Origin of the sequence: Halanaerobium kushneri (assembly GCF_900156285.1) — a bacterium.
Taxonomy (GTDB): Bacteria; Bacillota; Halanaerobiia; order Halanaerobiales; family Halanaerobiaceae; genus Halanaerobium; species Halanaerobium kushneri.
Map to the genome: position 1 here is coordinate 16,628 of NZ_FTNC01000010.1, position 13,721 is coordinate 30,348.

The 13,721-nt window shown below is 33.3% G+C and carries 12 protein-coding genes; 1 reads left to right on the forward strand and 11 read right to left on the reverse strand.

Going from position 1 to position 13,721, the window contains the following annotated elements; all coding sequences use genetic code 11:
• Positions 1-16: 16 nt before the first annotated feature.
• From BW929_RS08090 to BW929_RS08105, 3 genes are all read right to left on the reverse strand, one after another.
• A complete protein-coding gene (locus BW929_RS08090; RefSeq protein WP_076544867.1) occupies positions 17-1,282 on the reverse strand; it encodes an ABC transporter substrate-binding protein in 1,266 nt (421 codons plus the stop codon).
• A gap of 128 nt (positions 1,283-1,410) precedes the next feature.
• On the reverse strand, positions 1,411-2,568 hold the full coding sequence (locus BW929_RS08095) for a LacI family DNA-binding transcriptional regulator (RefSeq protein ID WP_084566135.1): 1,158 nt from the start codon (positions 2,566-2,568) through the stop codon (positions 1,411-1,413).
• Positions 2,569-2,587: 19 nt separating this feature from the next.
• On the reverse strand, positions 2,588-3,568 hold the full coding sequence (locus BW929_RS08105; protein WP_076544868.1) for a LacI family DNA-binding transcriptional regulator: 981 nt from the start codon (positions 3,566-3,568) through the stop codon (positions 2,588-2,590).
• A gap of 221 nt (positions 3,569-3,789) precedes the next feature.
• Here BW929_RS08105 and larE point away from each other — a divergent pair, with 221 nt between their 5' ends.
• Positions 3,790-4,632 (forward strand): ATP-dependent sacrificial sulfur transferase LarE, encoded by an 843-nt coding sequence (gene larE, locus BW929_RS08110; protein ID WP_076544869.1) that lies wholly within the window; start codon positions 3,790-3,792, stop codon positions 4,630-4,632.
• A 118-nt stretch (positions 4,633-4,750) separates the two neighbouring features.
• On the opposite strand, the gene BW929_RS08115 is transcribed toward larE, so the two are convergent.
• From BW929_RS08115 to BW929_RS08150, 8 genes are all read right to left on the reverse strand, one after another.
• Positions 4,751-5,155: a MerR family transcriptional regulator gene (locus BW929_RS08115; RefSeq protein ID WP_076544870.1), complete on the reverse strand. Its 405-nt coding sequence runs from the start codon at positions 5,153-5,155 to the stop codon at positions 4,751-4,753.
• 47 nt (positions 5,156-5,202) lie between these two features.
• Entirely contained in the window at positions 5,203-6,189 is a 987-nt protein-coding gene (locus tag BW929_RS08120; RefSeq protein ID WP_076544871.1) for an aldo/keto reductase, read from the reverse strand.
• Positions 6,190-6,243: 54 nt separating this feature from the next.
• Complete coding sequence (locus tag BW929_RS08125; protein ID WP_076544872.1) at positions 6,244-7,005, reverse strand: carboxymuconolactone decarboxylase family protein; 762 nt, start codon at positions 7,003-7,005, stop codon at positions 6,244-6,246.
• A gap of 20 nt (positions 7,006-7,025) precedes the next feature.
• Entirely contained in the window at positions 7,026-8,240 is a 1,215-nt protein-coding gene (locus BW929_RS08130; RefSeq protein WP_200805228.1) for an MFS transporter, read from the reverse strand.
• Positions 8,241-8,556: 316 nt separating this feature from the next.
• A complete protein-coding gene (locus tag BW929_RS08135; protein WP_076544873.1) occupies positions 8,557-9,393 on the reverse strand; it encodes a carbohydrate ABC transporter permease in 837 nt (278 codons plus the stop codon).
• 26 nt (positions 9,394-9,419) lie between these two features.
• The gene (locus BW929_RS08140) at positions 9,420-10,307 is read right to left on the reverse strand and encodes a carbohydrate ABC transporter permease (protein WP_076544874.1); all 888 of its coding nucleotides are present in this window, start codon (positions 10,305-10,307) and stop codon (positions 9,420-9,422) included.
• Between the two features lie 80 nt (positions 10,308-10,387).
• The gene (locus BW929_RS08145; RefSeq protein WP_076544875.1) at positions 10,388-11,638 is read right to left on the reverse strand and encodes an ABC transporter substrate-binding protein; all 1,251 of its coding nucleotides are present in this window, start codon (positions 11,636-11,638) and stop codon (positions 10,388-10,390) included.
• Between the two features lie 113 nt (positions 11,639-11,751).
• Positions 11,752-13,707, reverse strand: a complete 1,956-nt coding sequence (locus BW929_RS08150) for a glycoside hydrolase family 127 protein (RefSeq protein ID WP_076544876.1) — start codon at positions 13,705-13,707, stop codon at positions 11,752-11,754.
• Positions 13,708-13,721: the final 14 nt, after the last annotated feature.

The following is a 13,721-nucleotide window of genomic DNA, read 5'->3' on the forward strand; positions in this document are numbered from 1 at the left end:
GCCTTTTATTTTACTTTTATTCTTGCCAGAGATTCATAAACTCTTCTGCTAACTGTTCTTTATCAGAATATCCAGCCAGATATTTCTGTAAGGATGATCCCATTTCTGGAAAATATCCGGAAGGATAATAATTATTCATCCATTCTAAAGTATTTCCCTTGTTCATGTATTCTATAATCGAATTAGAAAGATTGTCCTGTGGTGAAATCTCAAAATTATCAAAGGCAGGTATGAAATTCAACTGATTGATATAGTAGTCCTGACCTGTCTCTGAAGTAACCAACCAGGTTAAGAATTCTTTTGCTGCCTCCTGCTCAGCTTCTGTAGACTGAGATTTATCAATAACCCAGTATGAAGGTACACCTACTGATATTTTGTTATTTCCATAATCATCAGGATTATTGCTGATTGGATAAGGTAAAAATCCATATTCAGCCTCTGCATTAACTTCATTTAACTGAGGTAGAGCCCAGTTGCCCATAAACCAGAAGGCGGCCTCTCCATTTGCTAATTCCATTACTGCATCATCATAAGTTGGAGATAATGGTGAACTCTGATGAAGATTATATTCTTTAATTAAATCAAATGTTTTTAACCAACCATCAAATTGTTTATTATTTACCAGATCTACTTCTCCCTTTTTCATTGAATCCAAAAATTGATGTCTTTTACTGCTTTCAGCTGATTGGGTTGTGAACATTATATTTGTTAGATGTGCTCCTAAAGACCAGTCCATTGGTGAGAGTGTTACTGGAGCAACTCCATCGGCAGCTTTAATTTCTTTAAATACTTCTTCCAGCTCTTTTCTGGTATTTACCTTGCTAATATCGTAGTCTGAGCCAAATACATCTTCTATAACATCTTTATTGTAAATTAAACCAAAAGCTTCTACTGTTAGTGGAAGAGCGACTAATTTGTCATTATAAGTATAGGCAGTACCTTCAACTAAATAATCAGCAATTTTCATATCACTTAGGTCGAGCAGCCTGTCACCAAATTCATCTATTTCTCCACCCATATTAATTATTGTTGCAGCATTACCAGATGAATACATAGCAGTCATTTTCTGATAGGCATTCTGTCCGGCGAGGGGAATTAACTCGAGATTAATATCATCCTTCTCCTGATTAAACTTCCCTACCATTTCTTCTAATTGTTTTGCAACCTCCGGTTTTCCTATTAAAAGCTGAATCTCTGTCACATCATCCTGAGCCATAACTCCTGCATTAATTGAAAAAACTAAAGCTAAAACTAATACTACCATTGATAATTTTTTTAACATTTATATTCCTCCTAGATATTTTTTAATCCCTTAATTATTTAATCCCCAATAATAATTCAACTTTTCTTTTTACCACCACCTCTCAATGATTATAAATGTATGAAACGCTTTACATAAACTTTAAAATATTAAACTGACTCCCTTAAAAGTATCTGATGCTCAAATAAATATTCATCTTTTTCCAATTTTTGTCCTTTAATTAATCTCAAAAGCAGTTCTACTGATTTTTTTCCTATTTCAAAATACGGCTGATCAACTGTACTTAGTTCCGGAACTGAATCCTTCGAAATATCTATATTATCAATACCGATTAAAGCGATATCTTCTGGTATTTTTAAATTTATATCCTGAGCATAGCGCATGGCTCCTAAAGCCATCTCATCATTTGCTGCAAATACTGCTTCTGGCACTGAATAATTTTCAATAATTCTTTTTAAAGCCTGATAGCCACTATCTAAATCGTATTCTCCTTTTTGTACGAAACCTTCTTTAATCTCCAGATCCAGATCTGTCATTGCCTTTTCATAGGCTAGAAGTCGACTTGATTTATGTTCCTCAAGAGGAGATCCACTGATAAAGGCGATCTTTCTGTAATTATTTTTATAAAGTAGATTTACTACCTCATAAGCCATCTGATAGTTGTTAATATTAAGATTTGGTATTGTTAAATTTTCATGGTTTCTGTCTCTAAAAATTTGTATTAAAGGAAGATCAAAGTTCTTAATTAACTCTTCTTCTTTTTTATTATATTCTCCACTGATAAAGATCAGTCCGTCTGCTCTCCTTCTCTCTAAAATATTAAAGAAATTCTCCAAACGAGAGTATTTAGAAGCATAATTAAAAATTAATAGATCAAGATTATTCTGATCAGCTATCTTTTCTATTGCTCTTAAAGTCCTTCCAAAAACTGTGTTTAGAATATCGGGAATAATAACCCCAATTAAATTTGTCTGTTTTTTTCTTAAGTTTCTGGCATTAACATTTGGAGTATAGCCTAAACTCTTAATTGAGTCCAAAACTTTTTCTTTAACTTCTTCAGATACATATGCATCTCCATTTATCACCCGGGAAACTGTGGCTGTTGAAACTTCTGCTGCTTGAGCAACATCCTTGATTCCCGGCTGAGAAGATTTTTTCTTTTTATTTTTGTAATATCCGAGTTCTTTTATTTTTTGCTTAATTATTTTTTCTTTAGCAGCAGAAACATTTCCCTTATTATTTATCACTCTAGAAACTGTCGCTGTCGATACTTCTGCAGCTTCTGCTATATCTTTAATTGTTACCATTTTAATCACCTTTTTCAAATCACTTTGTTGATTCTCTGACTATCAGCTGATGTTCAAGAACAACATCTTTAAGCTTTAGTTCTTTTTGAGCAATCAATTCAATCAGCATCTCTGCCAGTTTTGTCCCTATTTCATTAAGTGGATGACTGATAGTCGTCAGACGCGGATTAGTGAAACTAGCATATCGGATATTATTAAAACCTGCAACTGAAATATCTGCCGGTATCTGAACTCCATTTTTCTGCAGATAATTCATTAATTCAATTGCAATCTGATCTCTGCTGACAAAAACCGCATCAATCTCTTCTTTCCTTTCTAAAATATAGCCAAAAGTTTTATCTTTGTCCTGCTCCAGTTCTATTATCTGATCTTCCCCTACTTTTAAACCATTCTTTTTATGAGAATCGAAAAAAGCATTTTTCATTATCTCTTTTAAATGCTTATTTTGATAAGTATTAAGAAATGAAATATTTTCCTGCTTTCTCAGCAAATAAGAATTCATCTCATAAACTGCTTTATAAAAATCTATCCCAGCTGAGGGAAAAGATTTTTTTTGCTGAAAATTTGCAAATTGAACAACTGGAAATTCACATTTAGATAAAATATCATAATATTTGTCAGGTAAATTTTCTGAGATGTAAATTAAACCATCGACCCTTCGCTGCTGCAGGATTCTAATAGTTTTATCAATAAAATCTTCTTTTTCTATTTCATTAAATAAGATTACATTATAATTATTATTATCAGCCTCATTTTCAATAACTGCTGCCAGTTGATCATAAAATGGATCCGAAATATCTGGCATCACAAGTGCTATCAGCTTTGTTTCATCTCTTCTTAAATAGCGGGCATTCATATCCGGTTTGTAATTCAATTTCTCCATGGCTGCAATTACTTTCTTTTTAGTTTCTTCCCTTACAATTTCTTGATTATTTAATACTCTAGAAACTGTACTTTTAGAAACACCGGCTAATTTAGCAACATCATTTATATTTGTCATAACTATTTATCACCTTTTGTATGAAACGCTTTACATAAAGTATAAACTTAAATTTGTCTTTTGTCAAGTGATTATTCAGATTTTTTTGTTATTTAGCAAATTTAATGACCTCAGGTGATAATAATAAATTTTTAATGCAGTTTTACTTTTCAATTTTGACATCTGTTAGTTAGATATGATATATTTTTATTAATACTATAGATTTATTCGGTTTTATTGTTATGTCATTACTCAGGAGGTTAAATAAATTGGAAAAGTTAAAAAATAAATTTTTAAAGCTTAAGGAAATATTAAAAGAGCTTGATTCAGCTGCCATCGCCTTTTCTGGAGGTGTAGATAGTACTTTTTTACTGAAAGCAGCTTTAGAAGTTCTGGGAAAAGATAATGTGCTTGCTGTGACTTCATGTGCAGAAACTTATCCTTCCGAAGAGGAAGAAGAAGCAAAAAAACTTGCTCAGGATATGGGAGCTGAACATCATTTAATTTACACTACAGAATTAGATAATGAAAGCTTTGTCAAAAATGATCAAAAAAGATGTTATTACTGTAAAAAAGAACTCTTTTCTGAAGTTATTAAAGTGGCTGAAGAAAAAGGGTTTAATTATGTTTTGGATGGTTCTAACTTTGATGATCATCTTCATGATTACCGTCCAGGAATGCAGGCAGCCAGAGAAATGGAAGTTAAAAGCCCGCTTAAAGAAGCTGAAATGACAAAAGATGATATCAGAGCTTTATCTAAAGAATATAATTTGCCCACCTGGAATAAACCTGCTTTTGCCTGTCTTTCTTCTCGTTTTCCCTATGGTGATCAGATCACTATAAATAAATTGGAAATGGTGGACAGAGCAGAAAAATTTATGAGAAAGATGAACATCAATCAATTCAGAGTTCGTCATCATGACCAAAATACTGCAAGAATTGAGGTTCTTCCTGAAGATCTACCCTTAATGTTAGAAAAACGGGATAAACTGCTCTCCAAATTTAAAGATATTGGTTATACATATGTGACTCTTGATTTAGAAGGATATAGAAGCGGCAGTATGAATGAAGTTCTGGAGGGATAGTTCTGGGGTTAGTTTTTATTATTAATAAAAAAATCCCAAAAGCACTTTACTATTCAGCTAAAAGTAAAGAACTTTTGGGTAATTAAAAGAATAATATCAGCATGTTAATTTAACAATTTTAACTTACCTCAGCCATAAACTCTTCTCTTGACATCAAATCCTCTTCTGCGTCTAAAATTTCTTTTTCATAAACATTAATCTTATAATCCAATCGCTCCAGTGTTTCCTGAAGCTCATCTATTTTATCAGCAAGTTTATCTCTCTCTTTTGTCAGGAGTTCTTTTCTGGCTTTAACTGTAGAATCACCCTGCCGATATAATTCTATATATTCTTTTAAAGTATCAATGTGGAGACCAGCACTGCGCATACATTTAATAAATGCTATCCAGCCACAGTCCTCTTCTCTATAATCACGGTTACCACTGCTGTTGCGTCTTATTTCTGGAATCAAACCAATTCTTTCATAATAGCGAAGAGTATCTTTTGTTAAATCAAAACGTTCACTAACTTCTGAAATCTGCATTATATTTCACCTCTTTTAAACTGTCTATTTTAAACTAAACCCTAAAACTATTCAAATTCATCAAACAATACTTCAGCACGGTCAGTAGCTGGGGCCGGTGTTGGTGAAAGCTCAGAGATTTCTTTTCTCATTTCAGCAGACATTTCAAATTCTGCCGCTGCCAGAGAGTCCTTTAACTGTTCTAAATTACGACCAGCAATAATTGGAGCTGTAACTGCAGGATTGGATTTAACCCAGGCGACAGCAAGTGTAACTGGGTGAACATTCTTATCAGCTGCATATTGAGTAAATTTCTCTGCTACCTCATAATTTATTTTGTCGTGATAGCGAGCAGAATAACGCTCCTGATCAACCAGTCTTCCTTTGGCTGGCTTTTTATCTACTCCATATTTACCTGTCAGCAGACCACCACCTAGAGGACTGTAAGAGATAACTCCAAGATTATGAGCTTCTGCCAGGGGCAGTATTTCGGTTTCTGCCTGACGTTTAGCAAGATTATACATTGGCTGAATAAGCTCAAATCTGGCCAGAGATTCCTTAGCTGAAATCCCCAGAGCAGTTGCTATCTGCCAGGCTGCCCAGTTACTTACTGCAGGATAGAGGATTTTGCCATCTTTCTGCAGCTGGTCAAGAGCTCTTAAAGTTTCTTCAATTGGGGTGTTCTGATCAAACATATGCACAAAATAGAAGTCAATATAATCAGTACCAAGTCTTTTTAAGCTGCCTTCTACTTCTCTAATAATATTGCGCCTGCTTGCTCCCATAGCATTAAGATCTTTAGACATTGGATAAAACATTTTGGTAGTTAGTATAATTTCTTCTCGCTTATCTTCTGAAATACATTCTCCCAGTATCTCTTCTGATTTACCACCACTGTAGACGTTCGCAGTATCAAAAAAATTGATTCCAACTTCTCTGCTTGCTCTATACATTTCTTTAGCAGTTTCTTTATCAGCATCTCCACCAAATGACATTGTTCCCAGACATAAATCAGAAACCTTAATACCTGTTCTACCTACTGTAGTATAATTCATAATTACCTCCTTATAATTTTAAAACACTTTAATAATCTTAGTCATTAAACTGAATTAGCCTTCTTCAGGAATTATTTCGTTTACACAACTTAAAGCATTTAAAGTTCTGGGATATCCAATGTAGGGAAGCAGCTGGGTTAAGACACTTAAAAGAGTTTCTTTGCCATTACCAACACTCTGATTACCTCTAACATGTCCCTTAATCTGTGATTCACAGCCTCCAAGAGCTGCCAGCATAGCAAAAGTTATCATTTCTCTTTCTTTTAAATCAAGTCCATTCCGGGTGTAATAATCTCCAAAACAATTTGCTGATAGATAGTTCTGAATGTGTTTTTGGTTTTCTGGAGCTCCCTGATGCATTTTATCAATTACATCACCAAAAATAGACTTCTGAACGTTAAGCCCCTTATCAAATCTTGTCTCCTGATCTGTAGTTGACTGTCCTTTTAAAGGTAGTTCTATTCCTTCTTCTCTAAATATTTCATTAGTGATTTTTAAAAAGTCATAGCTTTTAGCCATCCCAACGTAGGCAGTGGACTGATAAACTACTTCTTTAATCTTAACAGCTGTTACTCCAGCATTAAGAGCAGCCTTTAGCATTAGCTTATATTCTCCCTGAGTCTGAGCAGCAATTAAAGCTGCCAGAATTGACAACATTCTCTCTTCTTCAGTTAAATTTCCATATTCCAGCACTTCATCAAAAGCAAAATTATCATATATCTCCATCATCTCCGGATCTGTATTTCTAAGTTCAGACTGATAATTTTCACCAAAAAGTTTTTTTAGTTCCTTTTCCGCTTTTTCTGTAATATTCATTTATATTTCCTCCTTTTAAATCATGCTGCCCGCTGTTCTTCTTTTTCACCATTATCCTTTCCATGCACAAAGTAATATAAAGCCATGGCTGAAATAACTATAACTGACATGGTCAGATAGAGACCGCGGAAACCCACTAATGGAATCAGCATTCCTAAAAAGAATGGCCCCATTCCAATCCCCATCTCTGAAATTGAGATAAATGTCGAGGTAGCTATTCCCATCCTGTGTTCCGGAACTAATTTAATGGCAATTGCCTGACCACAGGAGGCAAATGTTCCAAAACCGATACCCATAAAAACTGCAGCTGCTAAAATTGTAAAACTGTTATGTGCCTGACTAATAATAATTAAACCAAAAGCAAAGCTTAAAAAGGCCGGATACATAACAAGATTTTCTCCTTTGGAATCAAACCAGCGCCCGGTTATTGGTCTGGAAATCAGCATTGCTACCGAATAAACAATAAAAAACACACTACCTGCCCTGACTAGATTAACCTCATTTACATAAGAGGAAAGAAAACTTATAATACTTGCATAAGCAAAAAATGTCATTAAACCAACTACTGCCAGAGGCAGTACTTTAACTTCAAATAACTTATTTAGCTTAAAACTTGTCATCTCTGCTATCTGTTCCGAGCTAAGTTCTACCTCAGGAACTTTAAGAAATAATGTAGCAAAAAATCCTGCCACAAGCAAGATGCTACTTATTAATAATATAATAGAAAAACTGCTGTAATCATAAAGATATATCCCCAGTGATGGTCCTATGGCTGAGGCAAGAGTTATACTTAAATTAAAGTAACTCATTCCCTCTCCCCTTCTTGAACTGGGAATAATACCTGCAGCAATTGTCATTGCAGATGTGGTGGCTATTCCAAAACCAATACCATGGATTATTCTAATAATAAATAAGAGAATTAGATTTTCGGCTCCAAAGTACAAAGCTGTTGCAAACAAATAAAAAATAATACCAGCTAAAAACATCCGTTTTCTTCCCACATATTCTATAAATTTCCCTGAAAAAACACGAGCAGTAAGAGCTGCCAGCATAAAAATTCCTGCAGCCAGTCCAGCAGAACTGCTTGAAGCACCTAAATTATCTACTGAATGCATTGCTATTATTGCCATTAACTGATAATAAACCAGCATTACAATAAACATAATCATCGAATTAATTAAAAACTCTTTAGTCCATAGCTTATTTTTATTGATTTTTTCATCATCCTTCCTCAAAAACTCTACACTTCAAAGGAAAAACCTTTATTAATAACTCTATACTTTCTAAAATTTAACTTTAAAATATAAATAATAACAATTATTTAATTCTATAAATAATTATAAGACCTTAAGTTAACTCCAGGTCAAATCTTTTTTTACCCAATTTTATTTTACCATTTCAGTTTTAATATTACCAATACTTATTAGTTATTGTTTATGATGCTTAAATAGTATACTTTAGCTATAAATAAAACTCTATTGCCTGTTTCACAACAATAGAGTTAAAATTTATTAGATATATATTATTATTTTTAAATTAAAACCTCTTTATTTAATCTAGAGATCCACTTGTCAGTCCCGAAACTATTCCCTTTTGAGCAACAAAGACTAAAATTATCATTGGTAAAACCATTGTTACACCAAGGGTACTAATTAATTCCCAGGGTCTACCATAGGGAGTTCTAGCCTGAAAAATTTCGGTAATACTAACCGTAAGTGTTTTTGCTTTAATTGAAGAACTAAAAACAAGAGGATAAAGCAAATTATTCCAGGCATTGATAAAATTAATGATTGTTACAGTTACTAACGAAGGTTTCATTGCCGGAATTACAATATAAAATAAGACCTGTGGTAAGGTGGCACCATCAACTATTGCTGCTTCTTCGATCTCAACAGGAACTCTTTTAACAAAAGTAACTAAAACCCAGACAGAAAAAGGAATTAATACACTTCCCATTACTAAAATAAGTCCTCTAATTGTATCTATCATATTAAAGTTTCTGAGTATCTGAAATAGTGGAACAACTGTTACAATTTCAGGAATAGCCATTGTTAATACCAGGGCAAATAATAAAATATTGCTCCCGGGAATTTCAATTCTGGCAAATCCATAAGCTGCCAGAAAACTTAAAATAACTGAAACCAAAACTGCTCCAACGGAAAATATCATGGAATTAGTTAAGTATGATAAAAAAGGTACCTGTGATGCTAGATTAATAAAATTATCAAAAGTAAAATCCGGAAAATAATTGGGAGGAACACTAAACAATTGTGTTCTAGGGGTTAATGCAGTTAAAAATAACCAATATATTGGAACAAGTATAATAAATACAAAAACTGAAATTCCAAAATACAAAAGTATTTTATTACGGGTTTTCTGAGACTTCATCTTAAGTCCTCCTAATTCTTTTAATTTTATGAAGTAAATTCAAATTTTCTATATAAATATAAAGCTATTGAACTTATAACGGCTACAATTAATAATAGATATACACTCAATGCTGAAGCTCTACCCCAGTTAAACCATTGCATACCCAGCTGATAAATTCTATAAGCAATCACTGTAGTTGAACTTCCAGGCCCCCCTTGAGTTAAACCTAAAATTATATCAATATTTGCTATCTGCCAAATTATATTAAAAAGACCTAATGTTACAATTGTAGAACTGCTTGCTGGTAAAGTAATATTTAAAAATCTCTGAAACCAGTTAGCCCCATCAATTTTAGCTGCTTCATATAATTCTTCAGGAATACTTTGAAGTCCAGCCAGTAAGACTATTGCCATAAAAGGAGTATTTCTCCAGACATTTAATAATATTAGTGATCCTCTGGCCAGAAAAGAGTCAATCAAAAATTGAACTTCCTTACCACTTAAACGGAAAACCCAGTCAGTTATTAACCCGTAATCAGCATTTAGCATCCATCTAAATACATAGCCACTTACAATTACAGGGATTACCCAGGGCAAAAGATTTAAAGTCCTGACAATTTTTCTCCCAATAAATTTGGTATTTAATAAATTGGCAACAACCATTCCCAATACTAACTGCATAATCACCGAAATGGTAATAAAAGCTAAAGTAAAACCAATAACATCAATTATTGTTTGATCATTTAGTAAAGAAGTATAATTATTTAGACCAATATAACGGTGAACCTGTTCCATCAAATTATGATCAAAAAAACTTAAATATATTGTTCTAAAGATTGGATATAACGAAGTTGAAAATCTTAGTAAAACCGCTGGTCCAACTAAAATAGCAAAAATCAAATATTTCTTTAATTTACTGTAATTCGTAAACAATTTTATCCCTCCCACTTAAAAATATTGATATCCCCCGAAGCATAAATGATCTGCTTCGGGAGGATAATCATTATCTAAAGTTATTCTTCAAGTGCCTGCATCTGCTGCTGTCCTCTTTCAATTACCTCATCTAACGAGATTTGATTGGTCAAATAAGCTGAAGAAAGTTCTTCTACTATGCTTGATGCCTGTCTAAAATTAGGATGGAAAGGACGTGAAGATATTACACCTGCGTCAGAATATTTCTTTAGATTTGAAGCAAGTCTGCTTTCTTCAACATTAATTTCCTCCATTATAGAATGTCTGGGGCTTAAAAACCAGGTATTCATTTCAGCTAGTTTAGGTGCATTTTCGACTGAAGTCATAAATTCTATAAATGTCTTAGCTGCATCAATTTTATCTGATGTATTTGGTATTGCCCATCCCCAGGAAGCTACAAAAGTACTTCTGCTTTCTGGTCCTTTAGGAGGTAAAGCAACTCCAACTTTATCATCACTGTACCAGTCTTCCTGTGCTTCCTGATAATCAAAGAAGTAAGGCCACATTCTCATCATAGCAACTCTATCATTTACAAAGTCATTATTAACCTGGTCAAAGTCCTTATTTAAGGCAGAACTTGGGAAAATTTCATACTCATAGATCATGTCATGAATAAACTTTAAAGCTTCTCTTAGTTCTGGGCCAAAATCAAAAGGATTTCCCCCAGCCTGCTGGGTTAAATAAGAAACATAAACTCCCAGATAGCCGCCTTTTGCCAGACCATCAGAGAATGCATACATTTCATCTGTTGTTAACTCTTTCCCTACTTCTATCATTTCTTCCCAACTTTGAGGAACTTCCAGTCCTTTTTCTTCTAAGATATCTTTACGGTAGAAGAAATACTGAGTTTCATAGTTATGAGGAATTCTAAAAAGTTCACCCTCATATCTATTCCAGGTATCTACCATCTCTAACATGCCAGGTGTCCAGTCATCCCAGAATTCTTCGTCATAAATCGGATCAAGATCCACCAACCAGCCTGAGCGTGAAAAGTTAATGGCTGCATCATCTTCTAAATCAATTACATCATATGGAGTTTGACCACCAAGAATTGAGCTTGTCATCTGAGAAATAAATTCTGGAGGTGAACCCGGTCTTGTAGTAACTGTTACTTCTATCCCGGTCTTTTCTGTAAAATTAAGTTCTTCCAGTGCTCTTTTTGTAGGTTCTACAGCCCAACCACCAACACCAACAACTAATTCATCAGCCGCAAAAGTTACCAGATTAACCGAGACCAATAAAATAGCTAAAACAACTAAAGTTACTAAAAACTTGCCTTTTCTTTTAAACATCATTACCCTCCTTAAGTTTTTATTACATCAATTATCTCAACCCTTAATTCCTGTTATTTATCCCTCCCTCTTTAAATTAATTTGTTTTAGAATTGATAATAATCTTCTAAAACTTATTTATTATATTCTCGTAACCAGACCCTCATTTGGCCTGGATCACGGTGATCCCAGAGATAATAAGGAACTGCTTTAAATTTTAATTCCTCATAAACTACTTCTCTTTTTTCTATATATAATTTATTTTCCCAGTTAGAATGTTTTTCGGTAAATGCTTTTCCCTCTAAATAATTAAATCCGTCAAGATCAGCGTCATATTTAACTTTAATTTGAGAATCACCAGGAATGATAATTTCATCTAGAGAAACATTATTATCTACCTCTTCTAAACAGTAAACTAGAGGACCTCTTATCAAAGCAAAATGATTTCTGTTCTCCTTGACTGCCGGATGAGATTTTACCCTTTTTACCGGCATTTCAAATACTATTTTTAATTGATCATTATCTTTCCAGTTCCTATCTATAATTAAATAATTATTTTTAACTTTTACTCTCTGTTCTCTACCATTCACAAAAACATCAGCTCCATCAGCCCAATCCGGAAAACGAATATTAAGCTTGAAATCAAAACTCGTTTCCAAACTGATTTTATAATTCATAGTACTGTCCCAGGGATAATTTGAGTTTTGCAGTAAAGTAACTTTATGTCCCATTATTTCAGCATTTAATTTACTGGAAATAAATAAATTAACAAATATATTTTTTTCTTTTTGTAAAAAAATATATTTCTGTAATGAAGCAAGTAATCTTGCAATATTTGGAGGACAGCAAGAGACATGGAACCAGCCTTTGCGGTGATGATCTCCATCACTGGCCAGTGGATTAACATAAAAGAATTTATCACCACTTAATGCTACACCCGAAAGCAAACCATTATACAGAATTCTTTCAATTAAATCTGCAAACTTAGCGTCTTTCTTTAATTTTAGCAGGCGGTGATTCCACATTATACTGCCAACTGCTGCACAGGATTCTGCATATGCACTTTTATTTGGAAGATCATAATTTTCTGTAAAGCCTTCAAAATCATGAGTAGAACCGATACCACCAGTAATATACATCTTCTTTTTAGTCATGTTATGCCATAAATTTTCTAAGGCTTTTAAAAGTGACTTCTCGCCTGTTTCTAAAACAATATCAGTAACCGCAGAATATAAATACATTGCCCGAACTGCATGTCCTTTAATTTCATTTTGTTCTCTAACCGGCAGATGGTCCTGGGCATAACTTCCATCATATTTATTATTCTCATCTAAAAAAAATTCCTGATAATACTTACTCATCGTAAAATTGTCAAAGTTCTCAATATTCTGTTCAAAATTTATTCCAGCTACATTGCTTAGATTTTCAACTTCTTTTTTAAAATAATGCTTCCCTCTATTATTAATAAAATATTCCGATAGTTTTAAATAATTATCATTTTCTGTTACTCTATATAGTTCTACCAAAGCTAATTCAATTTCTTCGTGTCCAGGAACTCCTTTGTGTTCAGATAGTCTAAATTTTGCATCAATTAAATCTGCAAATTTACAGGCTATATCTAATAACTTTCTTTTCCCGGTAGCCCTATAATTAGCTGCTGCTGCCTGAAATAAGTGGCCTGCACAATATAATTCATGCATCATTCCAAGGTTTGTCCATTTCTTATCGGGTTCTTCTAAAATAAAATAAGTATTTAGATAGCCATTATCTTCCTGAGCCTCTGCCAAAAGTTCAACTACATCTTCTACCCTTTTAGAAAGTTTTAGATCATTTATATTAGCAAGAGTATAACTCGCAGCTTCCAGCCATTTATATACATCAGAATCATTAAAAAACATTCCGTAAAAATTACCAGTTTCCAGACCGGCTGCTTTTTTGAAATTTTCTAATCTTCCTGTCTTTACTAGCTGTTGATATTGATGTTTCAGAGTTACAGTATGATTTTTTTCCAAACGTCGATTCCAAAACTGGTCATCAATTCTTACATCTTTCAGAGAAACTTCTTTTAATATTTTTTCTTTATTTTTCATTAATAACCTCCTTA